The sequence below is a fragment of the Pseudomonas sp. B21-036 genome, assembly GCF_024748925.1.
In the GTDB taxonomy this organism is placed as follows: Bacteria; Pseudomonadota; Gammaproteobacteria; order Pseudomonadales; family Pseudomonadaceae; genus Aquipseudomonas; species Aquipseudomonas palmensis.
In genome coordinates this window covers 4,107,602-4,131,529 of the sequence record NZ_CP087178.1, presented here as the reverse complement: position 1 = coordinate 4,131,529, position 23,928 = coordinate 4,107,602, and the positions used below count along the sequence as shown (strand labels likewise).

At 58.1% G+C, this 23,928-nt stretch carries 20 protein-coding genes; all 20 read left to right on the top strand.

The features are described from left to right. The first annotated feature begins 173 nt into the window (after positions 1-173). Positions 174-2,813: a DNA gyrase subunit A gene (gyrA, locus tag LOY33_RS18630; protein WP_043862676.1), complete on the top strand. Its 2,640-nt coding sequence runs from the start codon at positions 174-176 to the stop codon at positions 2,811-2,813. A gap of 99 nt (positions 2,814-2,912) precedes the next feature. Then, positions 2,913-3,998: a 3-phosphoserine/phosphohydroxythreonine transaminase gene (gene serC / locus LOY33_RS18625; protein WP_043862751.1), complete on the top strand. Its 1,086-nt coding sequence runs from the start codon at positions 2,913-2,915 to the stop codon at positions 3,996-3,998. Further along, positions 3,998-5,092 carry a prephenate dehydratase gene (gene pheA / locus LOY33_RS18620; protein ID WP_043862677.1) on the top strand — a complete coding sequence of 365 codons (1,095 nt, stop codon included), beginning with the start codon at positions 3,998-4,000 and terminating at the stop codon, positions 5,090-5,092. The genes serC and pheA overlap by 1 nt, the downstream gene beginning before the upstream one ends. A 40-nt stretch (positions 5,093-5,132) precedes the next feature. Next, positions 5,133-7,370, top strand: a complete 2,238-nt coding sequence (locus LOY33_RS18615; RefSeq protein ID WP_043862678.1) for a bifunctional prephenate dehydrogenase/3-phosphoshikimate 1-carboxyvinyltransferase — start codon at positions 5,133-5,135, stop codon at positions 7,368-7,370. Next, positions 7,367-8,053 (top strand): (d)CMP kinase, encoded by a 687-nt coding sequence (gene cmk / locus LOY33_RS18610; RefSeq protein WP_258659575.1) that lies wholly within the window; start codon positions 7,367-7,369, stop codon positions 8,051-8,053. Before LOY33_RS18615 ends, cmk begins: the two co-directional genes overlap by 4 nt. A 124-nt stretch (positions 8,054-8,177) precedes the next feature. Continuing rightward, on the top strand, positions 8,178-9,854 hold the full coding sequence (gene rpsA, locus LOY33_RS18605; RefSeq protein WP_043862680.1) for a 30S ribosomal protein S1: 1,677 nt from the start codon (positions 8,178-8,180) through the stop codon (positions 9,852-9,854). A 316-nt stretch (positions 9,855-10,170) separates the two neighbouring features. Beyond that, the gene (gene ihfB, locus LOY33_RS18600; protein WP_043862681.1) at positions 10,171-10,464 is read left to right on the top strand and encodes an integration host factor subunit beta; all 294 of its coding nucleotides are present in this window, start codon (positions 10,171-10,173) and stop codon (positions 10,462-10,464) included. A 24-nt stretch (positions 10,465-10,488) separates the two neighbouring features. Continuing rightward, entirely contained in the window at positions 10,489-10,731 is a 243-nt protein-coding gene (locus tag LOY33_RS18595) for a lipopolysaccharide assembly protein LapA domain-containing protein (protein WP_043862682.1), read from the top strand. Between the two features lie 98 nt (positions 10,732-10,829). Beyond that, on the top strand, positions 10,830-11,120 hold the full coding sequence (locus LOY33_RS18590) for a hypothetical protein (RefSeq protein WP_258659566.1): 291 nt from the start codon (positions 10,830-10,832) through the stop codon (positions 11,118-11,120). A gap of 267 nt (positions 11,121-11,387) precedes the next feature. Then, positions 11,388-12,440, top strand: a complete 1,053-nt coding sequence (locus LOY33_RS18585; RefSeq protein WP_258659563.1) for a Wzz/FepE/Etk N-terminal domain-containing protein — start codon at positions 11,388-11,390, stop codon at positions 12,438-12,440. 172 nt (positions 12,441-12,612) lie between these two features. Then, positions 12,613-13,956 carry a Wzz/FepE/Etk N-terminal domain-containing protein gene (locus tag LOY33_RS18580; RefSeq protein WP_258659562.1) on the top strand — a complete coding sequence of 448 codons (1,344 nt, stop codon included), beginning with the start codon at positions 12,613-12,615 and terminating at the stop codon, positions 13,954-13,956. A gap of 694 nt (positions 13,957-14,650) precedes the next feature. Further along, positions 14,651-15,631 carry an NAD-dependent 4,6-dehydratase LegB gene (locus LOY33_RS18575; RefSeq protein WP_043862684.1) on the top strand — a complete coding sequence of 327 codons (981 nt, stop codon included), beginning with the start codon at positions 14,651-14,653 and terminating at the stop codon, positions 15,629-15,631. Positions 15,632-15,639: 8 nt separating this feature from the next. Further along, on the top strand, positions 15,640-16,791 hold the full coding sequence (locus LOY33_RS18570; RefSeq protein WP_258659560.1) for a LegC family aminotransferase: 1,152 nt from the start codon (positions 15,640-15,642) through the stop codon (positions 16,789-16,791). Beyond that, the gene (gene neuC / locus LOY33_RS18565) at positions 16,788-17,942 is read left to right on the top strand and encodes a UDP-N-acetylglucosamine 2-epimerase (protein WP_258659558.1); all 1,155 of its coding nucleotides are present in this window, start codon (positions 16,788-16,790) and stop codon (positions 17,940-17,942) included. The genes LOY33_RS18570 and neuC overlap by 4 nt, the downstream gene beginning before the upstream one ends. Positions 17,943-17,945: 3 nt before the next feature. Next, a complete protein-coding gene (gene neuB / locus LOY33_RS18560) occupies positions 17,946-19,031 on the top strand; it encodes an N-acetylneuraminate synthase (protein WP_258659556.1) in 1,086 nt (361 codons plus the stop codon). A gap of 334 nt (positions 19,032-19,365) precedes the next feature. Continuing rightward, a complete protein-coding gene (locus LOY33_RS18555; RefSeq protein ID WP_258659552.1) occupies positions 19,366-20,421 on the top strand; it encodes a nucleotidyltransferase family protein in 1,056 nt (351 codons plus the stop codon). A gap of 26 nt (positions 20,422-20,447) precedes the next feature. Further along, positions 20,448-21,761 (top strand): N-acetyl sugar amidotransferase, encoded by a 1,314-nt coding sequence (locus tag LOY33_RS18550; protein ID WP_258659549.1) that lies wholly within the window; start codon positions 20,448-20,450, stop codon positions 21,759-21,761. Then, positions 21,758-22,519 carry an imidazole glycerol phosphate synthase subunit HisF gene (gene hisF, locus LOY33_RS18545; RefSeq protein WP_258659548.1) on the top strand — a complete coding sequence of 254 codons (762 nt, stop codon included), beginning with the start codon at positions 21,758-21,760 and terminating at the stop codon, positions 22,517-22,519. Before LOY33_RS18550 ends, hisF begins: the two co-directional genes overlap by 4 nt. After that, complete coding sequence (hisH, locus tag LOY33_RS18540) at positions 22,512-23,162, top strand: imidazole glycerol phosphate synthase subunit HisH (RefSeq protein WP_258659546.1); 651 nt, start codon at positions 22,512-22,514, stop codon at positions 23,160-23,162. Before hisF ends, hisH begins: the two co-directional genes overlap by 8 nt. Next, positions 23,159-23,878, top strand: coding sequence for a cytidylyltransferase domain-containing protein (locus LOY33_RS18535; RefSeq protein WP_054915850.1), 720 nt, complete (start codon positions 23,159-23,161; stop codon positions 23,876-23,878). Before hisH ends, LOY33_RS18535 begins: the two co-directional genes overlap by 4 nt. Positions 23,879-23,928 lie beyond the last annotated feature (50 nt).

Genomic DNA, 23,928 nt, shown 5'->3' with positions numbered 1-23,928 from the left:
AACATCCGACGGTTTCCAAGACCGCCTCCCGAGGCGGTCTTTACTGCGCAGATCCATGGCATAACTCGTTGATTTGTCGTAAGTCGCTGCCGGTCATCTGCTTGCAGCGGCGAGCTTCGTTCGTCCCATATGGATGTGACGAGGTTTCACCAGAAAAAGGAATCAGGCTTCTCATGGGCGAACTGGCCAAAGAAATCCTACCGGTCAATATCGAAGACGAACTGAGACAGTCCTACCTCGACTACGCGATGAGCGTCATTGTCGGGCGTGCACTGCCCGATGCGCGTGATGGCTTGAAGCCCGTGCATCGCCGCGTTCTGTTTGCGATGAGTGAACTGGGTAACGACTGGAACAAACCGTACAAGAAATCCGCCCGTGTGGTCGGTGACGTGATCGGTAAGTATCACCCCCACGGTGATACCGCGGTCTACGACACCATCGTCCGTATGGCCCAGCCGTTCTCGCTGCGCTACCTGCTGGTGGACGGCCAGGGCAACTTCGGTTCGGTGGACGGCGACAATGCCGCGGCCATGCGATACACCGAAGTGCGCATGACCAAGCTGGCGCACGAGCTGCTGGCAGACCTGCACAAGGAAACCGTCGACTGGGTGCCCAACTACGACGGCACCGAGCAGATTCCGGCGGTCATGCCGACCAAGATCCCGAACCTGCTGGTCAACGGTTCCAGCGGTATTGCCGTGGGCATGGCGACCAACATTCCGCCGCACAACCTCGGTGAAGTCATCGACGGTTGCCTGGCGCTGATCGACAACGCCGACATCACGGTCGATGAGCTGATGCAGTTCATCCCGGGGCCGGACTTCCCGACTGCCGCGATCATCAACGGTCGCCAGGGCATCATCGAGGCCTACCGCACCGGTCGCGGGCGCATCTACATGCGTGCCCGCTCGACGGTCGAGGACATCGACAAGGTCGGTGGCCGCCAGCAGATCGTGATCACCGAGCTGCCGTACCAGCTGAACAAGGCGCGGCTGATCGAGAAGATCGCCGAGCTGGTCAAGGAAAAGAAACTCGAGGGCATCACCGAGCTGCGCGACGAGTCCGACAAGGACGGCATGCGCATCGTCATCGAGCTGCGCCGTGGCGAAGTGCCGGAGGTGATCCTCAACAACCTCTATGCCCAGACCCAGCTGCAGGCCGTGTTCGGCATCAACATCGTGGCGCTGATCGACGGCCGTCCGCGGGTGCTGAACCTCAAGGACCTGCTCGAGGCGTTCGTGCGTCACCGCCGCGAGGTGGTCACCCGCCGTACCGTGTTCGAGCTGCGCAAGGCCCGTGAACGCGGTCATATCCTCGAGGGCCAGGCGGTCGCACTGTCCAACATCGACCCGGTCATCGCCCTGATCAAGGCTTCGCCGACGCCGTCCGAGGCCAAGGAAGCGCTGATCGGCACGCCGTGGGAGTCCAGCGCCGTGCAGGTGATGGTCGAGCGCGCCGGCGCCGATTCCTGCCGCCCGGAAACCCTCGACGAGCAGTACGGTCTGCGTGATGGCAAGTACTACCTTTCGCCCGAACAGGCCCAGGCCATCCTGGACCTGCGCCTGCACCGCCTGACCGGCCTGGAGCACGAGAAGCTGCTGGCCGAGTACCAGGAGATTCTCAAGCAGATCGGCGAGCTGATTCGCATCCTGAACAACGCCGAGCGCTTGATGGAAGTGATCCGCGAAGAGCTGGAGCTGATCCGCGCCGAATATGGCGACGTGCGCCGCACCGAGATTCTCGATGCACGCCTGGACCTGACCCTGGGTGACATGATCCCGGAAGAAGACCGCGTGGTGACTATCTCCCACGGCGGCTACGCCAAGACCCAGCCGCTGGCGGCCTACCAGGCCCAGCGCCGTGGCGGCAAGGGCAAGTCGGCCACCGGCGTCAAGGACGAGGACTACATCTCGCACCTGCTGGTCGCCAACAGCCACACCACGCTGCTGCTGTTCTCCAGCAAGGGCAAGGTGTACTGGCTCAAGACCTACGAAATCCCCGAGGCGTCGCGTGCCGCACGTGGCCGTCCGCTGGTGAACCTGCTGCCGCTGGGCGAGGGCGAGGTCATCACCACCATGCTGCCGGTGGAGGAATACACTGAAGGCCACTTCATCTTCATGGCCACCGCCAACGGCACCGTGAAGAAGACCCCGCTGGAGCAGTTCAGTCGTCAGCGCAGTGTCGGCCTGATCGCGCTGGAGCTGGACGAAGGCGACATCCTGATTTCCGCCTCCATCACCGATGGTGAGCGCGAGGTCATGCTGTTCTCCGATGCCGGCAAGGTCACCCGCTTCAAGGAGTCCGACGTGCGTGCCATGGGGCGTACCGCCCGCGGTGTGCGCGGCATGCGCCTGGCCGAGGGGCAGAAGCTGATTTCGATGATCATCCCCGAAGAAGGCAGCCAGATCCTCACCGCTTCCGAGCGTGGTTTCGGCAAGCGTACCGCCATCGCCGAGTTCCCCGAGTACAAGCGTGGTGGCCAGGGCGTCATCGCCATGGTCAGCAACGATCGCAACGGCCGTCTGGTGGGTGCGGTACAGGTGCAGGAAGGCGAGGAGATCATGCTGATTTCCGACCAGGGCACCCTGGTGCGTACCCGTGTCGGCGAAGTCTCCAGCCTGGGCCGTAATACCCAGGGCGTGACGCTCATCAAGCTGGCCAGCGACGAGACCCTGGTGGGTCTGGAGCGGGTGCAGGAGCCGTCCGACGAGGAAGACGACGAAGATTTCGTGGCGGATGCCGAGGCTGACGTGGACGCCGGCGAAGGGTCGTCACTGGACGCTGCAGCTGACGAAGAGACGCCGCAGGAATAAATTGTAGTAGCGCAACCTATGGGAGCGGCTGTGGGGGCGGGCAGGCCCGCCACTGCGGTGTCTGCTCCCACAGACATCAAGAGCAGAGCGAGAGTGGATGTGAGCAAACGAGCCTTTAACTTCTGCGCAGGCCCTGCTGCGCTTCCTGAAGCTGTGCTGCAGCGTGCCCAGGCAGAAATGCTGAACTGGCGCGGCAAAGGCCTGTCGGTCATGGAGATGAGCCACCGTAGCGACGACTACGTGGCCATTGCCGAGAAGGCCGAGCAGGACCTGCGCGACCTGATGTCCATCCCCTCCAACTACAAGGTGCTGTTCCTGCAGGGCGGCGCCAGCCAGCAGTTTGCCGAGATCCCGTTGAACCTGCTGCCCGAGGGCGGTACGGCCGACTACATCGAGACCGGCATCTGGTCGAAAAAGGCGATCGAGGAAGCGCGTCGCTATGGCAACATCAATGTCGCCGCCAGCGCCAAGCCTTACGATTACCTGGCCATCCCGGGTCAGAACGAGTGGAACCTGACCAAGGACGCTGCCTACCTGCATTACGCCTCGAACGAGACCATCGGTGGTCTGGAGTTCGACTGGGTGCCGCAGACCGGTGACGTGCCGCTGGTGGTGGACATGTCCTCGGACATCCTCTCGCGTCCGGTCGACGTGTCGCAGTTCGGTCTGATCTACGCCGGTGCGCAGAAGAACATCGGCCCCAGCGGCCTGGTGGTGGTGATCGTGCGTGAAGACCTGCTGGGCCGTGCCCGCAGCAGCTGCCCGACCATGCTCGACTACAAGGTCGCGGCCGACAACGGCTCGATGTACAACACCCCGGCAACCTATTCCTGGTACCTCTCGGGCCTGGTGTTCGAGTGGCTCAAGGAGCAGGGCGGTGTCGCTGCCATGGAGCAGCGCAACCGCGCCAAGAAGGACCGCCTGTACGGCTTCATCGACAAGAGCGACTTCTATACCAACCCGATCAGCAGCAATGCCCGTTCCTGGATGAACGTGCCGTTCCGCCTGGCCGACGAGCGCCTGGACAAGGCGTTCCTGGCGGGCGCCGACGAGCGTGGCCTGCTCAACCTCAAGGGTCACCGTTCGGTGGGCGGCATGCGCGCCTCGATCTACAACGCCCTGGGCCTGGACGCCGTGGAGGCACTGGTGGCCTACATGGGTGAATTCGAGAAGGAACACGCCTGATGTCCGAACAGGAACTCAAGGCCCTGCGCGTGCGCATCGACAGCCTCGACGAGAAGATCCTCGAGTTGATCAGCGACCGTGCGCGCTGCGCCCAGGAAGTCGCCCGGGTCAAGACTGCGACCCTGGCAGAAGGCGAGGTGCCGGTGTTCTACCGGCCCGAGCGCGAGGCGCAGGTGCTCAAGCGCGTGATGGAGCGCAACAAGGGCCCGCTGGGCAACGAGGAAATGGCCCGGCTGTTCCGTGAAATCATGTCGTCGTGCCTGGCGCTGGAGCAACCGCTCAAGGTCGCCTACCTGGGGCCTGAGGGTACCTTTACCCAGGCCGCAGCCATGAAGCACTTCGGCCATGCCGTGATCAGCAAGCCGATGGCGGCCATCGACGAGGTATTCCGCGAAGTGGTCGCCGGCGCGGTCAATTTCGGCGTGGTGCCTGTGGAAAACTCCACCGAAGGTGCGGTCAACCACACCCTGGACAGCTTCCTCGAGCACGACATGGTGATCTGCGGCGAAGTCGAGCTGCGCATTCACCACCACCTGCTGGTGGGCGAGAATACCAAGACCGACAGCATCAGCCGTATCTACTCCCACGCCCAGTCGCTGGCCCAATGCCGCAAGTGGCTGGATGCTCATTATCCGAACGTCGAGCGGGTGGCGGTATCGAGCAATGCCGAAGCTGCCAAGCGGGTCAAGGGCGAGTGGAATTCGGCGGCGATCGCTGGTGACATGGCGGCTGGCCTGTACGGTCTGACACGCCTGGCGGAGAAAATCGAAGACCGTCCGGACAATGCCACGCGCTTCCTGATGATCGGCAACCAGGAAGTGCCACCGACCGGTGATGACAAGACCTCGATCATCGTTTCGATGAGCAACAAGCCGGGTGCGTTGCACGAACTGCTGGTACCGTTCCATGAGAACGGCATCGACCTGACCCGCATCGAGACCCGTCCGTCGCGCAGCGGCAAGTGGACCTACGTGTTCTTCATCGACTTCGTCGGCCACCATCGTGACCCGTTGATCAAGGCGGTGCTGGAGCAGATCAGCCAGGAGGCGGTGGCCCTGAAGGTACTGGGCTCGTATCCGAAGGCGGTGCTCTGAGGTATGCCAATGCGTGATGTTCTGAACAGGGTCCTGCTCCGTGGTTGAAGTCGTAAAGCAAGGCGGGCCCGTCATTGGCCGGCTGGTGGTGGTGGGCCTGGGCCTGATTGGCGGCTCGTTCGCCAAGGGCCTGCGTGAAAGTGGCCTGTGCCGCGAGGTGGTCGGTGTCGACCTGGACCCGCAATCGCGCAAGCTGGCGGTCGAGCTGGGTGTGGTCGACCGTTGTGAAGAGGACCTGGCTGCGGCCTGTGTCGGGGCTGACGTGATCCAGCTGGCGGTGCCGATCCTGGCCATGGAAAAGCTCCTGGCGCGCCTGGCGCAGCTTGACCTGGGTGCGGCGGTGCTGACTGATGTGGGCAGCGCCAAGGGCAACGTGGTGCGTGCTGCGCGCGAAGCCTTTGCCGAGAAGCTGCCGCGTTTCGTACCTGGCCATCCGATCGCGGGCTCCGAGCAGAGTGGGGTGGAGGCCTCCAATGCCGCCCTGTTCCGTCGTCACAAGGTGATTCTCACGCCGCTGGCAGAAACCGACCCGGCCGCCCTGGCGCTGGTCGATCGCCTGTGGCGTGCGCTGGATGCCGATGTCGAGCACATGCAGGTGGAGCGCCACGACGAAGTGCTGGCGGCAACCAGTCATCTGCCGCATCTGCTGGCTTTCGGCCTGGTCGATTCGCTGGCCAAGCGCAATGAAAACCTCGATATCTTCCGTTACGCTGCCGGTGGGTTCCGCGATTTCACAAGAATCGCCGGAAGCGACCCGGTCATGTGGCATGACATCTTCCTCGCCAATCGCGAGGCTGTCCTGCGCACACTGGATACATTTCGCAGCGACCTCGACGCCTTGCGCGACGCGGTCGATGCAGGGGATGGGCACCAGCTGCTGGGCGTTTTCACCCGCGCCCGGGTTGCCCGCGAGCATTTCAGTAAAATCCTGGCCCGTCGGGCCTATGTGGACGCTATGAACTCCAACGACCTGATTTTCCTGGCACAACCTGGTGGCCGCCTGTCCGGCCGTATTCGCGTACCAGGCGACAAATCGATTTCTCACCGCTCGATCATGCTCGGCTCCCTGGCCGAAGGCACCACCGAGGTGGAAGGCTTCCTCGAGGGTGAGGATGCGCTGGCGACCCTGCAGGCGTTCCGCGACATGGGCGTGGTCATCGAAGGCCCGCACCATGGTCGCGTGACCATTCACGGGGTGGGGCTCAATGGCCTCAAGCCGCCGCCTGGCCCGATCTACCTGGGCAACTCGGGTACCTCGATGCGCCTGCTGTCCGGCCTGCTGGCCGCGCAGCCGTTCGACACCGTGCTGACCGGCGATGCTTCGCTGTCCAAGCGCCCGATGAACCGTGTGGCCAACCCGCTGCGCGAAATGGGTGCGGTCATCGAGACCGCCGCCGAGGGCCGCCCGCCGATGACCATCCGCGGTGGCCATACGCTCAAGGCGCTGGATTACAAACTGCCGATGGCCAGTGCCCAGGTCAAATCCTGCCTGTTGCTGGCCGGCCTGTATGCCCAGGGCAAGACTACCGTCACCGAGCCTGCGCCTACCCGTGACCATACCGAGCGCATGCTGCGCGGTTTTGGCTACAGCGTGAGCGTCGATGGCCCTACCGCCTCGCTGGAGTCCGGTGGCAAGCTGACCGCCACCCACATCGAGGTGCCGGCCGATATCTCCTCGGCGGCCTTCTTCCTGGTCGCGGCCTCGATTGCCGAGGGTTCGGAGCTGGTACTGGAGCACGTCGGCATCAACCCGACCCGCACCGGTGTCATCGACATTCTGCAACTGATGGGCGGCGATATCACCCTGGAAAACCAGCGTGAAGTCGGCGGCGAGCCGGTAGCCGACCTGCGAGTGCGCGGCGCCAGGCTCAAGGGTATCGAGATTCCGGAGCACCTGGTGCCCCTGGCGATCGACGAGTTCCCGGTGCTGTTCGTGGCTGCGGCCTGTGCCGAAGGGCGTACCGTGCTGCGCGGCGCCGAAGAGCTGCGGGTGAAGGAGTCGGATCGCATCCAGGTCATGGCCGACGGCCTGCTGGCGCTGGGCGTGAAGTGCGAACCTACCCCGGACGGCATCATCATCGACGGCGGCAGCATCGGTGGCGGCGAAGTGCATGGGCATGGCGACCACCGTATCTCCATGGCCTTCAGCGTCGCCTCGCTGCGCGCTTGCGCGCCGATTCGCATCCATGACTGTGCCAACGTCGCCACCTCGTTCCCCAACTTCCTCGCGCTGTGTGCCGAAGTCGGCATCCGCGTAGCTGAAGAGGGCAAGTCGTGAACGCGCTGGCACCGGTCATCACCATCGACGGGCCTAGCGGTTCTGGCAAGGGTACCGTTGCCGGCATGCTGGCCCGCGAGCTGGGCTGGAAGCTGCTGGATTCCGGGGCTCTGTACCGCCTCCTGGCATTCGCCGCCGGCAACCACGGTGTCGACCTGGCCAATGAAGAGCTGCTGGTCAAGCTGGCCGCCCATCTGGACGTGCAGTTCATCGCCGCCGAGCCGGGCAAGTTGCAGCAGATCATCCTCGAGGGGGATGATGTGAGCAATGTGATCCGTACCGAAACCGTGGGCGCTGGCGCATCGATGGTGGCTTCGCTGCCGGCGGTGCGTGATGCGCTGCTGCAGCGCCAGCGGGCGTTTCAGGAGTCGCCCGGCCTGATCGCCGATGGGCGCGACATGGGGACGGTGGTGTTTCCAGACGCGCCCTTGAAGATTTTCCTCACGGCCAGCGCCGAGGAGCGGGCGCGTCGTCGTTACTTGCAGTTGAAGGGCAAGGGCGATGATGTTAGTCTGTCGAGTCTGCTAGATGAGATACGTGCGCGTGATGAGCGCGACACCCAGCGCGCAGTGGCCCCGCTCAAGCCGGCGGCCGATGCAATCCAGCTGGATTCCACGGAATTGTCCATCGAGCAGGTGTTGCAACGCATCAGAAGCGAGATCGCACTTCGCGATATCGCCTGATACAGGGCGGCATGCAGGGGCACCAGTCAACGTCCTGCAGGCTTTCCCTTTATATGAACGAAACCCACATTGTCTGGAATGTGGCTGATGGGCGTATGTCTCGCCCTAATCTACAGGAATTAAAATGAGCGAAAGCTTTGCAGAACTCTTTGAAGAAAGCCTGAAAACCCTCAACCTTCAACCAGGTGCGATCATCACCGGTATCGTTGTCGATATCGACGGTGACTGGGTTACTGTCCACGCCGGTCTGAAGTCCGAGGGCGTCATCCCGCTCGAGCAGTTCTACAACGAAGCTGGCGAGCTGACCATCAAGGTCGGTGACGAAGTTCACGTTGCGCTGGACGCGGTCGAAGACGGCTTTGGCGAAACCAAGCTGTCCCGTGAAAAAGCCAAGCGCGCCGAGTGCTGGATTGTTCTGGAAGCAGCTTTCGCCGCCGAAGAAGTGGTCAAGGGCGTTATCAACGGTAAGGTTAAAGGCGGCTTCACTGTCGACGTTAACGGTATCCGTGCGTTCCTGCCGGGCTCCCTGGTTGATGTCCGCCCTGTGCGTGACACCACCCACCTCGAAGGCAAAGAGCTGGAATTCAAGGTCATCAAGCTGGACCAGAAGCGCAACAACGTTGTCGTTTCCCGTCGCAGTGTCCTGGAAGCCGAAAACAGCGCCGAGCGCGAAGCTCTGCTGGAATCGCTGCAGGAAGGCCAGCAAGTCAAAGGTATCGTCAAGAACCTCACCGACTACGGCGCATTCGTTGACCTGGGCGGCGTTGATGGCCTGCTGCACATCACCGACATGGCCTGGAAGCGTATCAAGCACCCGTCGGAAATCGTCAACGTTGGCGACGAGATCGACGTCAAGGTACTGAAGTACGATCGTGAGCGTAACCGCGTTTCGCTGGGCCTGAAGCAACTGGGCGAAGACCCATGGGTTGCTATCAAGGCACGTTACCCAGAAAGCACCCGCGTCATGGCGCGCGTCACCAACCTGACCGACTACGGCTGCTTCGCAGAGCTGGAAGAAGGCGTGGAAGGCCTGGTACACGTTTCCGAAATGGACTGGACCAACAAGAACATCCACCCTTCGAAAGTCGTACAAGTCGGCGACGAAGTGGAAGTCATGGTTCTGGACATCGACGAAGAGCGTCGTCGTATCTCCCTGGGCATCAAGCAGTGCAAGTCGAACCCATGGGAAGACTTCTCTGGCCAGTTCAACAAGGGCGACAAGATCTCCGGCACCATCAAGTCGATCACCGATTTCGGTATCTTCATTGGTCTGGACGGCGGCATCGACGGTCTGGTTCACCTGTCCGACATCTCCTGGAACGAAGTGGGCGAAGAAGCCGTACGTCGCTTCAAGAAGGGCGACGAGCTGGACACCGTCATCCTGTCGGTTGACCCAGAGCGCGAGCGTATCTCCCTGGGTATCAAGCAGCTGGAAGACGATCCGTTCTCCAACTACGTTGCTGTCAACGACAAAGGCGCTATCGTAAAAGGTATCGTTAAAGAAGTTGACGCCAAGGGTGCTATCATCACCCTGGCCGACGATATCGAAGCCACTCTGAAAGCTTCCGAAATCAGCCGTGACCGCGTTGAAGACGCGCGTAACGTCCTGAAGGAAGGCGAAGAAGTTGAAGCCAAGATCATCAGCGTTGACCGCAAGAGCCGCGTAATCAACCTCTCCATCAAGTCGAAAGACGATGCTGAAGAGAAAGAAGCAATCCAGAGCCTGAAAGCCGCTCCGGAAGCTGCCGCCGATACCACCATGGCTGCACTGCTGCGCGAAGCAATGGCCAAACAGAACTGAGTTCTGCTTGATCATTAAAAAGGGCGACTTCGGTCGCCCTTTTTTGTGCCTGCGATTCATGTCTGTTTGCGGATGAGTCTGCAGGGGGTCCCATGCCTTCCTGTGTTCCGCCAGGGCGGATTCGTCCACGTCAGGGCGAAGCAAATGCGCCAATCCCTTGCCCCGCCTCACCTGCGGGCAGCGGCACTCAGTTGTCACCCTTGTGCGCAAATCTTGAAAATTTTATTAAGTCAAGAACCACCCTGTTCAAATCAGCTAGGGCGTGCTACAAACAGAGTAAGCAATGATCTAGCTGCTTGATAAAGAAGGGAAAAATATGACGAAGTCGGAGCTGATCGAACGTATTGTCACCCATCAAGGGCTGCTTTCATCGAAGGATGTGGAGCTGGCCATCAAGACCATGCTTGAGCAGATGTCCCAGTGCCTGGCTACAGGGGATCGAATCGAGATCCGTGGCTTTGGCAGCTTCTCGCTGCATTACCGGGCGCCGCGCTTGGGCCGTAACCCGAAGACGGGTCAGTCGGTGAGTCTGGACGGCAAGTTCGTGCCGCATTTCAAGCCCGGTAAAGAGCTGCGTGATCGGGTCAACGATGAGGAGGAGGGCGCATGATGGCCGCTGAGCAAGGAGCAAGTCATGCGTAACCTCAAGCGTGTAGTGCTGGCGCTGGTGGTGCTGGCCGTTGCGGCGGTGGTGCTGCTGTTTGTGCTGGAGAACCAGCAGTCGGTGGCATTGGTGCTGTTTGGGTGGGCTGCGCCGGCGTTGCCGTTGTCGGTTGTGGTGCTGGTTGCCTTGGTGGGTGGGTTGCTGGTTGGGCCGGTGATGGGGGCATATGTTGCAGTGCGTGCCAGAAGTCGTGCTAGGCGTATGAGTCGGTAACGCAGCTCATCTGGCTGTAAAATGCAGAATCTTCCTACAGCTTTTGAGCGAAGATGCCACGTGGCGGCGGCGATCTTTTATGGGGTAATGGCGCTCCATTGAATACCCTGGAATGGGCCGCGCATGTTTTACTCTCGATTCCTCATCACCGCGCTATCTATGGCGTTTCAGCCTATTATCAAGCCCTCCTTCCTCTCTGTTTCTCCTCTCTTTTGGTTTGCGCATCGGTATCCGCGGGATGGCCGCTCGGGCCCGCTGTCTACCTCGCATTCATCTGGCGATTGATCATGCTTTCAACCGCCATGCTGCAGCAGATTATGCTGGCACATGCTGATCTCGATGCCGGCTACGTACTGCCCCAAGTATTGCCATTGTGCGTCGGCATGTGAGCCAGGTGGGTGAAAGTAGTGTTGTGGCTTTTGCTTTTGCGCTGGGAACTTATCTGAATGTTGCCTTATCAGATGCCTCTGCATCGGTGCCGCATGCGCGTAAAGAAAATGTCGTCGTCACCAGGCAGGTTGCCAAAAACGTCACTAAGCTATGATTTATTAAAGAATTATATGTCAATGACATCATTTTGCTATCTGCCGTTTACTGACCTTCCAATCTAAATGGTTGGTTTCAAAAGAAAATGGACCCAGGGAACCACAAAATAAATGTCCAGCGACCGTGAGCGAGTGATTAGAGATGATGAAATTGATCTTGTGGAGCTGATGGCTCGATTGTGGCGGCACAGGCTATTGGTTCTCGTGACGACACTTCTGGTGGGGGCAGTTGCTGTGGCGTACAGCATGCTGGTTACTCCGATCTACGAAGCCAAGGTGTTTGTGCAGCCTCCCACCCAGAATGATATTGCTCATCTCAACTACGGTCGCGGTGGTAGCTCGGGGTTGATGATGCTGTCAGTAAAAGACATTGCGGGTGTGTACTCGCGTGTGTTGCAGTCCGAGTCATTGCGTCGTGAGTTTTTCGAATCGAATTACCTGCCCTGGTTGGCTCAGCGAGAGGGGCGGCGTTCCCAGGATGACCTTTATAACCAGATGAGCAAGGTGCTGGTGTTAGAGCTTGTGAATCCCGAGTCACCCGGGCGTTACTCTGTTGCTGTCAAGCTATCTGACCCGCACTTGGCTGCACAGTGGGCGATGCGCTATGTGCAAATGGCAGGAGAGCGAGCGAAAAGCGAGGTGCTCAAGGATGTGAAAGCTGACGCTATGGTCAAGGCAAATAACCTTGAGCGGCAGATTGCCTTGGCGCGCGAGACTGGGGCGCACAAGCGAGAGGACCGAATTGCGCAACTCAAGGAGGCGCTGATTATCGCCAAGTCCATTGGGTTGGTAAGACCGCCGATCATCAGTGGAGATATCGCCAAGGAGCTTTCTGCAAATATGGACGGGGCGCTGACCTATATGCGGGGAAGCGAGGCGCTGGAGGCGGAAATCAATAATTTGGAGCGGCGGAGTTCGGACGATCCTTTTATATCCAAATTGCGTGAGCAACAGGCTGATTTCGAATTCTATCAGTCGTTGGCTATCGATCCGGCCACTGTAGAAGTCTATCGGCAGGATGGAGGGGTCGAATCGCCTGATATGCCGGTCAGTCCGAAGAAGGCGTTGATCATCCTGCTGGGTGTTTTGGTTGGTCTATTCTTGGGGATGATCTTGGCACTGTTGAAGCATGTATGGTTGAGTAATCGCGGCGTACGCTCCTAGGTGAAGGGCGCTTGACGCGTCCTGTATGGAGCACGGCGCGATTAGGTGGCACAATGCATGCAAATTGACGCGGCAGTGTGCCCAGTGGCTCTATTCGGCGAGTTCGCCGGTAGTGTATAGGTGCTTGTCTGTCAGACACGGTACGTGTATATCAGCCAGAGCAGGTTTAAATGTGACAAGTGTTTCCCGTATACCCCCGGTCATCGCACAAGGTGAATTTGATTTTCTGGCGACCGCCCAGGTGGTCTGGCAGCAGAAAAAATTGATCGTCGCTTCCTCGCTGGTGTTCGCTGCGCTGGGGGCCATTTACGCTTTTACAGCCACGCCAGAGTATGAAACCAGTGCAGTGCTGCGCTCTGTTCCACTGAATGATCTGGATGCGTTGAATCGTTCAGGTGTCTACTCGCTGTCGCCGGATGAGGCACTGATGCGGGTTGCCTCTGCTGTGGATTCCTATGAGGTCCGCCTTGGCTTCTATCAGGCTAACCCGCAGTTGCAAGAGCAGTTTGTTGGGGCCTACGGTGCACCAGCGCACGCATTCGAGAGGTTCAACCGCGATCTGCAGATGAAGGTGCAGACGGACGTTCAGAAGCCCGCCGCGTTCTCCACAAGCGTAAGTATGCAGATGCGCTACCCGCAGGGCATCAATGGCCCTGACGCGCTCAACGGATTGATTGAGTACGCAATTGATAACGAGCGCCGACACATTTCTGACGACCTAAAGGTTATCGTCAGCAATCGGCTGGCTGAAGTAGATGCGAAGCTAGCTGCTGCACGCAGTAACTATGATGCTACGAAGCAGGGGCGAATCGCCGAGTTGCTAGAGGCTGATCGTCTGAAGCGCGCCCAGTTGCAGGATGAGTTGAAGGCGTTGCGTGCCCAGCTCAAGTTGCTGAGGGAGGATCGTATTGCCCAGTTGAATGAGGCCATCACAATAGCGCGCTCCCTGGGTTTGAAGAGGCCTTCAACGCCTTCTTCCATGGCCAATAGCGATTCCTCCGGTACGATCAATCGAACCGAGGTCACCAACCAGCAGATCCCTCTGTACTTCATGGGTGTAGATGCACTGGAGGCGGAGCGTCAGGTAATGCGACGTCGCGAGTCGGACGATTTTTCGGATCCCAAGGTTGCACAGATTCGCAAGCAGCTCTTGGTGCTCGCCAATAATCGCGAGGTTGAAATATTGCGCAAGCGCGATAATGACGAGCTGTTCCTTAAAGGAATCGAGTCGTTGCGTGCCGAGCGAGCGCGACTTGAGGGTATGGGAGCGGACGCTAGCAGCATGCGATTGGTAAGCATTGATCAGCCTGCGGTGGTACCAGTGGCGCCAGTGCAACCGAAAAAGTTGATAGTGATATTGATGGGCTTGGTAGTTGGTGGCGTCTTCGGCATTTTTCTGGCGATTATGCGAAATGTGCTTGTCGTGCGTCGCCTTCATCTTTCACAAGAGGTTTCAATGGCGGTGCCTGTGGTCGCCAAGACGCAGGCGCCTTCGTTGCCTGAAAGTGGTCGGTAGGTCGTGGATGGTCTCTAAGCTCGAGTGCGCAGGCTCCATCGCGGCATTTTGCCTGCTCGGCTTCGGTGGGGTTCTTCTGGCGAAAACCCCATGGTGGAAGTAATCGCTCTTGCGTTAGGAAGTTCCAGATATTGGGTGTCGTGCGCAATCGGTGATGCATCGAGGGTGGTCTGATAAGCGATGTGATCCATTTGGGTGAATGTTTCGTTGGTTGGGATGAGCCTGGTCGATAGTTGTTTTAACTGGACAGTTACTCAGGCAATCATCGCTACTGGGCGGGGTATAGGGTCTGGTTATCCAGGGCTCCTATTGCTCTCGCGTAAGCCCTCTACCGCTCCGTGGGGTAGGTTGACAGAGCGGGGCAATGGAGAAGCGTTCTGTCTTTGTGTATAGTGGTTCGAAAATTTTGTGCTGCATAAAGCTCGCTTTTGATGCTTTGTGCAGCGTTGGTGCTGGAGCCGCGGCAGCAGGGTTATTGGTGAGCCTTGCATGGCGACAGGGCCCTGGACGTCCCGGCCGCTGAGCTCTCTCGAGCAAGCAGGGGCGACGGGTCGCATGGGGTGCCGATCAGGCAGCATCTTACGATCAGTTGAGTCGCTGCGCCAAGGTCCCTTGGCGAGCTTCTTCGATGGTACATTCATATCTTTGTCGCCCCTGAGCAAGTGTCAGGGAAAGAGACTTTAAGGGTTTAACGATGACTACAGTTTTGGTGACCGGCGCTGACGGATTTATCGGCTCGCATTTGACCGAGTTGCTGGTGCGTGAAGGTTATAAGGTTAAGGCGCTTTCCCAATATAACTCATTCAACTATTGGGGCTGGCTTGAAGACGTTGACTGTCTTTCGCAGATTGAGGTGCTTAACGGCGACGTGAGGGATCCTCACTATTGCAAGCACATTACAAAAGATGTGGATATTGTCTTTCACCTAGCGGCACTGATTGCCATTCCATACTCGTATGTTGCCCCTGACAGCTACGTGGATACCAATGTCAAAGGGACCCTGAACATCTGCCAGGCTGCGCTGGAGAACGGCGTCAAGCGCATCATTCACACGTCCACAAGCGAAGTGTACGGTACCGCACAGTATGTGCCGATCGATGAGAAGCATCCGCTTCAGGCACAATCGCCTTACAGTGCGTCAAAAATTGGTGCCGATGCGATGGCGATGAGCTTTTTCAATGCCTTTGATCTGCCGTTGACCATCGCTCGTCCGTTCAATACCTATGGCCCTCGCCAGTCTGCTCGGGCAGTTATTCCGACCATCATCAGTCAGATCGCCGCCGGCCAGAAGCAGATCAAGCTGGGCGACGTGACCCCTACTCGTGACTTCAACTATGTTGCTGACACTTGCCGAGGATTCCTTGAGCTTGCGCGTTGCGAGCGTGCGATCGGTGAAACCGTCAACATCGGTTCCAATTTCGAGATTTCCGTTGGTGACACCCTCAGTCTGATCCGTGAGCTGATGGGCAGTGACGTCGAGTTTCTGACGGACGATCAGCGCATTCGTCCAGAAAAGTCCGAGGTTTTCCGTCTGTGGTGTGACAACTCCAAGATTCATGGTTTGACCGGATTCAAGCCTGAGTACTCCATTCGCCAGGGTCTGGAAAAGACGGTGGAATGGTTCTCGCAGCCACAGAATCTTGCCAAATACAAAGCCAATATCTATAACGTTTGAGGTTCGGTATGTTCGACTCGCTTGTCAGGTTTGTACGCGAACAATATCGCACCAATGAATTCATACCGTTGCACGCGCCGGTATTTGGGGGCAACGAGCAGCAGTATGTAGCCGATACTATCACGTCTACGTTTGTCTCCAGCGTAGGTGCCTTTGTTGATCGCTTCGAACGTGACATGCAGAGCTACACCGGAAGCCCGCGGGCAGTTGCAACCGTCAATGGCACCGCTGCGCTGCACATCGCGTTGTTGCTCGCGGGTGTCAAACCCGGTGAGCTGGTGATTACCCAGTCGCTGACGTTTGTGGCTACCTGCAATGCCATCGCCTATTGTGGGGCACAGCCGGTGTTTGTGGATGTGGACCGCGAAACTCTGGGGCTTTCTCCATCGGCGCTCGCAGTGTGGCTTGAGGCCGAGGCGTTTATCGATGCCGACGGCCAGTGCCGTCTGAAAAAGGATGAACGAGTCATCAGGGCCTGCTTGCCGATGCACACCTTCGGTCATCCGGTTGCCCTGGATGAGTTGGTCGATGTGTGTCGTCGCTGGGGGCTTGCATTGGTCGAAGATGCTGCTGAATCGCTGGGCAGCACCTACAAGGGGCAGCATACCGGCACCTTCGGTCTGATCGGCACCCTGAGCTTCAACGGTAACAAGGTCATCACCACCGGTGGCGGCGGCATGCTGTTGGCAGGCGAGGCTCTCGGGAATAAGGCCAAACACTTGACCACAACCGCCAAGCAGCCACATCCCTACGAATACGTGCATGATGAAGTGGGCTACAACTATCGCTTGCCGAATATCAACGCGGCCTTGGGCTGTGCCCAGCTCGAGCAACTCGACGCATTCCTAGAGGCCAAGCGCGCTTTGGCGATGCGCTATGCTGACGAACTGGCCGGTAGCGACTTGCAATTTGTGCTCGAGCCCGAGGGCTGTCGTTCCAATTACTGGTTGAATGCGGTTGTCTGCCAGGATTTGGAGCAACGGGATGCGCTGCTCAAGGCCACCAATGACAGCGGTGTGATGACGCGCCCGATATGGCGCCTGATGAATCATCTGCCGGCTTACCGCGAGTGCATCGCCGGGGATTTGAGCAATGCCCAGTGGCTTGAGGCTAGGGTGGTGAACCTGCCCAGCAGCGTGCCCGCCGGGGCAGCTTCATGAGTCGGCGCATCGCCGTATTCACCGGTACAAGGGCAGAGTACGGCCTTCTGTATTGGCTGATGAAGGAGATCCAGGCCAGTTCGTCGCTGGAACTGCAGGTTATTGTTAGTTGCATGCACCTGTCTCCGGAGTTTGGTAATACCTGGCAGCAGATTAAAGACGATGGTTTCGTCATCGACGCCAAGGTCGAAATGCTGTTGTCATCCAACACCGATGTCGGTACGGTCAAATCTATGGGCCTGGGTGCGCTGGGTTTCGCTGATGCACTTGATCGACTGCGGCCTGACGTCCTAGTGGTGTTGGGCGATAGGTTTGAGGCACTGAGTATCGTTCAGGCTGCCTTGATCATGCGAATTCCGGTTGCCCATCTGCATGGTGGTGAGGTTACCGAAGGGGCCTATGATGACGCGATTCGTCACGCCATAAGCAAGATGGCCTATCTGCATTTCGTCGCGGCGCACCCCTATCGCCAACGCGTCATCCAGATGGGCGAAGCGCCAGAGCGTGTGTTCAATGTAGGGGCGGTGGGCCTGGATCATATCAAGCGCACGCCCGTTCTGTCCGAGCCTGAGCTGGCAGAGACGTTGTCGTTTGATTTCAACTCGCCGTTTCTGCTGGTGACCTATCATCCGGTAACGCTTCTGGAGGAAGACCCTGTTTCCAGTTTCGCTGCGCTACTGGGAGCACTGGACGAATTTTCCGATTACGGTGTAGTGCTCACCTATCCCAACGCCGATAATGGCGGACGGGGTCTCATTCCCATGATTGAAGATTACGCGGCCTCCAATGCCGGTCGTGTACTGGCGATCCCGTCGCTGGGTTTTCGCCGTTATCTCAGCGTAGTGGGCAAGGCCGCAGCGGTTGTGGGCAACTCGTCCAGTGGGCTCATTGAGGTGCCGTCCTTCGGTGTGCCGACCGTGAATATCGGTGCGCGCCAGCAAGGTCGTCTGTGTGCAGAGTCCGTCGTCCATTGCCTACCGGAAAAAGCGTGTATCGTCGCCGCCCTTGAAACGGCGTTGAGTGAACCTTTTTCAGCCGCTTGCAAGCAAGTTGAAAACCCTTATGGACAAGGCGATGCTGCCAAGCAGATCGTGCAGATCCTCGAAACTTGTGACGTCTCAGTTCACAAGTCATTTCATGATTTGAGTTGACGTATGACAAAATTAAACGAGGAAGGCATATACGTTATCGCCGAGGCCGGCGTAAACCACAATGGGCAGCGCGACCTGGCTTTTCAATTGGTCGAGTTGGCCGCGCAAGCAGGCGCGGACGCGGTAAAGTTTCAGACCTTCGATGCTCGGAAGCTGGCATCGGCCACTGCACCCAAGGCGCTTTATCAGCAGAAGACCACCGACGCGGCTGAAAGTCAGTTGGCCATGCTTCAGAAATTGGAATTGCCCAGAGCCTGGCATGCGGACCTGCAGGCGCATGCGAAGGCCAAGGGAATCGAATTCATCAGTACTGCTTTCGATACAGACAGCCTCGAATTTCTGTGTACGCTGGACATACCGTTCTTCAAGATACCATCCGGTGAGCTGACCAATGGCCCGCTGCTGTGGCAGTTTGCGCGTACGGGCAAACCACTGATTCTTTCCACTGGTATGGCGACATTGAGTGAGGTCGAGCAGGGGCTGGCAATCATTGCGCACGCTTTGGTCAATGATCAGGAGCCTCTGGGCATGGATCAGGTTTGGCGTTGCTGGAGCAAAGCCCAGGTGAGGGAGCGCCTGAAGGGGCATGTGACCTTGCTTCACTGCACCTCGCAGTATCCAACGCCGCTTACGGAAGTGAACCTGCGGGCGATGGATACCCTGCAACACGCCTTTGGCCTAGAAGTCGGTTACTCTGATCATACCCAGGGCTTGTTGATTCCGTTGGCAGCTGTCGCCCGCGGCGCGAAAGTGATTGAAAAACACTTCACGTTGGACCGAACGATGTCTGGCCCGGATCACAAGGCTTCTCTGGAGCCGACCGAGCTCGCCGAGATGGTTGCGCAGATCCGCGGTCTGGAGCAAGCGCTGGGCTCGTCCTCAAAGTCACCGCAGCCCAGTGAGTGGGACACACGTAAAGCCGCACGTCAGCAAGTGGTGGTTACGCGTGATATCGCAGCCGGTGAGCGATTTTCTCGTACTGACCTGGCCACCGCGCGTTGCGGCGGGGGGCTGCCGGCTACTGCCTTGTGGGGAATGGTCGGTATAGAGGCTTCGCGCGACTATCGAGCCGGCGAGGCAGTTGAATGACGACGGCGCTGATGGATGGCACATCGCGTCCGGTGCTTCTGCTCGGGGCAGGTGGGCATGCCCAGGTGTTGTCGTTGGGGTCAGGATCGATCACGACTGTATACTTGGCAGCCATATCCTGTCCCCCATCCGCAGTGCTGTGTGGAGCTGTCAGCGTGGCAAGTGAGTCCTTCATCGGAGCCGGCTCCGTCACCATACAAGGCGTACCGATAGGTCAGTACGGTATCGTCGGAGCGGATGCTACCTTGGTCAAAGACCTACCCGCAGGTCATGTGGTAACGAGTGCGTCAGTACGAATCCATGAATCGAAATATGTGAGTCGGCCAGAAAAAACATGAAACCACTAGATCAGCAACTCTGGCGCAAAGTGTTGCTTGCCCAGGGCTCGAGTATTCAGCAGGCGATCAGCAACCTGGATGCTTCCGGGTTGCAAATCGCGCTCGTCGTTTGTCCGCAAGGTCGCCTGCAAGGGAGTGTCACCGACGGTGATGTCAGGCGCGGCTTGCTGCGTGGGCTTGAACTCGGCAGCCCTGTGGAGCAGATCATGGCGCTCAGCCCGTTGGTTGTGCCGCCTGAGATGGCGCGCGATATGGTTCTGCACCTGATGCAAGCCAACAAGGTCCATCAACTACCGATCATAGATGCAGAACGTCGCGTTGTAGGCTTGCACCTGTGGGATGAAGTGCTGGAACCTGCTGAACGCGAAAACACAATGGTGATCATGGCCGGTGGCTTGGGCAAGCGTTTGCTGCCACTCACCGAAGACTGTCCCAAGCCCATGTTGCCGGTGGGCGGCAGGCCCATGCTCGAGTTGATTATCGAGCGCGCGAAGGCAGATGGTTTCGTCAATTTCATTGTGTCTGTGCATTACCTCGGGCATATGATCGAGGACTATTTTGGAGACGGCCACAAGTGGGGGGTGAAGATCACTTACCTTCATGAGGACTCACCTCTTGGCACTGCGGGCGCTATCAGTTTGTTGTCGCCGCGCCCAACCCTGCCGTTCCTTGTAACGAATGGCGATGTATTGAGTGATATACGCTACGGTGAAATTCTTGATTTTCACCTGAGACATGGAGCGTTGGCAACAATGGCAGTTAGGCTTCATGAGTGGCAGAACCCATTCGGGGTGATTCGTACGGAGGGCATCAAAATCGTCGGTTTTGATGAAAAGCCTATCTATAAAACTCATGTGAATGCCGGTATCTACGTCTTGGACCCTGCAGCACTTGACGAGCTGGTTGTGGGCGGTCAATGCGACATGCCTACGCTGTTCGAGCGTGTCCAGCAGAAGGGCGAAAGTACGATTGCATACCCGATGCACGAGCCTTGGCTTGATGTGGGACGTCCTGACGACCTGCAACTGGCTCGTAATAAGTATCCTGTCTAATTGTTGAATTTTATTGGAGAGTTGCGTTGAAGATTTCCCCTAGCGCGTCTTTTGATCTTTCGAAGTTTTCTCTGCCCAAAGGCGAGCTTGAGGTTTTTTACGGCCTGCCGCGGGATGTCAAGTTTTGCAAAATCTGCAACATGTCCAACCAGCAGCCGATGTCGAGCAACGAGTATGCGCATAGTCATAGCTCAACCAAGACAACACTGAGCTTTGACGAAAATGGCGTGTGCCATGCTTGTAACTTCAACAAGCTCAAGGAAACAGGTGAAATCGACTGGGCCGAGCGCGAGCGCGAGCTTGTGGAACTGTGCAATCAGTACCGCAAGAACGACGGCTCCTACGACTGCATCGTGGGCGGTAGCGGTGGCAAGGACAGCGCGATGCAGTCCCACCTTTTGAAGTACAAGTACGGTATGAATCCACTGACCGTGACCTGGTCCCCGCACCTGTATACCGATATCGGCTGGAAGAACTTTCAGAATTGGTTGCACGTTGGTGGTTTTGACAACTTCCTGTACACGCCCAACGGTAAGATCCATCGTTTGCTGACCCGCAATGCGACGATCAACCTGCTACACCCGTTTCAGCCGTTCATCCTCGGCCAGAAGACATTTGTGGCTAAAATGGCCGCCAAGTTTAATATTCCACTGATTTTTTACGGGGAAATGCCGGGTGAGTACGGTGAGAAGATTTCTCACAAGACCTCCAGCTATGCCGCGAAAAATCAGGAAGTGGAAAGTGAAGGTTTCTCGCTCGACTACCTGGGCGACAAGGACATTCGCGATGTATACCTGGGTGGCAAAGCCATTGGTGAATACCTTGACGACGGCGTGCCTATGGTCGACCTGGCCAGCTACCTTCCAATGGCGCCCGACGTACTCGAGAAGAAAGGTATCGACTTCAAGTACCTGGGGTACTACACCAAGTGGGTCCCTCAGGAAGCCTACTACTACGCGGTGGAGCACACCGGTTTCGAGGCCAACCCGGTACGTACCGAAGGCACCTACTCCAAATACAACAGCCTCGATGACAAGGTTGATGGTTTCTTCTATTTCACACGCTGGATCAAGTTCGGTGTCGGCCGTACGATGATGGATTCCGCCCAAGAGATTCGTAATCATCACATCGACAAGGACGAAGCAATCGCGCTGATGCAGCGTTATGAGGGGGAATACCCTTCACGCTATGAAAAAGAGTTTCTAGATTACATCAGCATGACGCGTGAAGAGTTCTTGGCAACCTGCGACAAGTTCCGCTCGCCGCACCTTTGGCATGTTGTCGATGGTGAGTGGAAACTTCGCTACACCCCTTGGGCTCCGCAGGGCAACGCTGAATGAGTAACACCCGGCTTATTGCCCGACTCGATGTAAAAGGCAAGGACCTGATCAAGGGTATTCACCTTGAAGGGCTACGCAAAATCGGTGTGCCTAACGATTTTGCCATACGCTATTACGAGCAGGGTATCGATGAACTTATCTACATGGATTGCGTTGCGAGCCTTTATGGGCGCAACAGCCTGAGTGAGTTGGTCGAGAACACGGCAAGAAACGTGTTCATTCCCCTTACTGTCGGTGGTGGCGTACGGTCGGTGGATGACGTTGCGCATCTGCTGCGTTGTGGCGCCGACAAGGTGGCGGTCAATACTGCCGCCGTTGCCAGGCCGGGATTGATTACCGAGATCGCCCGCCGTTTCGGCAGCCAGTGCATGGTACTTTCGGTCGAGGCCAAAAGCGTGGGTATGCAGCGTTGGGAAGTATTTACCGATAACGGCCGCGAATCCACTGGCAAGGATCTATTGGAGTGGGTGCGTGAAGCGGCTCGGCTCGGTGCTGGCGAAGTGCTGTTGACTTCCGTGGACCGTGAAGGGACACGCAAGGGATTCGACCTTGAACTGGTCACGGCTGTTACCGAGGCTGTGGACATTCCCGTGATCGCCAGTGGCGGCATGGGCAGCTCCGCGCATGCGATCAGTGTGGTGGGGGCGGGGGCGGACGCCGTGGCTATGGCTGACATCCTGCATTACCAACGTGCTTGCATCGCTGATATTCGGCGTGACGTTTCTGCTGCTGGTGTACGGGTGCGGTCCTATGAGTGAAGTTGTTACGGTTATTGATTATGGCGTTGGCAACCTGTTCAGCGTCCGACGGGCGCTCGAGCATTGCGGCGCTACGGTCAACGTGGTGTCTGATCCAGACAGGTTAAAAGACTCCACCAAAGTCCTGCTACCTGGTGTGGGTGCCTTTGCTGATGCCATGGGCAACCTGACTGCCAATGGCATGCACCAGGCGATTATCGAGTTCGCAAGCTCCGGGCGGCCGCTGATGGGTATCTGCCTGGGCATGCAATTGCTGCTCGATAGCAGCTGCGAGCATGGTCACTCCTTTGGGCTGGGTTTGATTCCAGGGGCGGTCGAGCCTATCCCTACCCTCGACAGCAATGGGCAGCGCTCGAAGGTGCCGCATATCGGCTGGTCCAGCCTCACATTCCCGTCAGGCCGAACGAGCTGGGAGCAAACCCCATTGGCATCGGTCAATCCTGAAAACAGTGCGGTTTACTTCGTCCATTCGTACATGGCTGTTCCTACCGATCCTTCCCACCGGATTGCCAATTGCCAGCATGACGACACTTTCGTTGCTGCCGTGATAGGCCACAATAATGTGTGGGGCGCACAGTTCCATCCCGAAAAGAGTGGCAAGGTAGGTCTTTCTATCCTTTCCAGCTTTGTGGCAATGCAATGAAGATTCTTGCAGTAGTACCGGCCAGAGGCGGCTCGAAGCGGTTGCCCGGAAAGAATATCAAGTTGCTGGGTGGGCGGCCGTTAATTGGCTGGACTATCGAGGCTGCGTTGCAAAGCGACGCGACCTGTGCAGTGCTGGTTTCGACCGATGATGCTCAGATCGGCGCTGTTGCGCAGGCCTTCGGCGCAAGCGTGCCGGGATTGAGGCCTGCGCACCTGGCCACGGATACAGCGACGAGTGTCGACGTTGTACTGCATGCTCTCGACGTATATGAGTCAGATCATGGTCAGGTAGATGGAGTGTTGCTATTGCAGCCTACATCTCCGTTTCGCACTGCAGAATCGATACGCCGAGCGGTCGCACTGTTCCGGGAAGATGTCTCTCGCCCGCTGGTCAGTGTGTGTGCCGCCAGCACGCACCCCGCCTGGTGCTTCAGGCTCGAAGGCGACTCCATGGAGCCTTTTCTGGGGTGGGAAAATCTCTCCAGGAGGTCCCAGGACCTTGAGCCTGCTTGGACGCTCAGCGGTTCGATCTACCTGATTGCCCCCGATGTGCTACGTGAGCACAGGCGTTTCGTGCTGCCCGGCACGGTGCCGATGATGGTTTACGACAACCTCGAGTCAATTGATATCGATACCCCTGAAGACTGGAGCGCGGCGCTGCTGGCCTTGGAGAGCCTGTCATCGACGGAGCCAGTGGGCGCGCGAGGGGATTGAGTTGGTTTGGGCATGCTGGATTTATGCTCAATCAAGGCAGGCACGCAGCG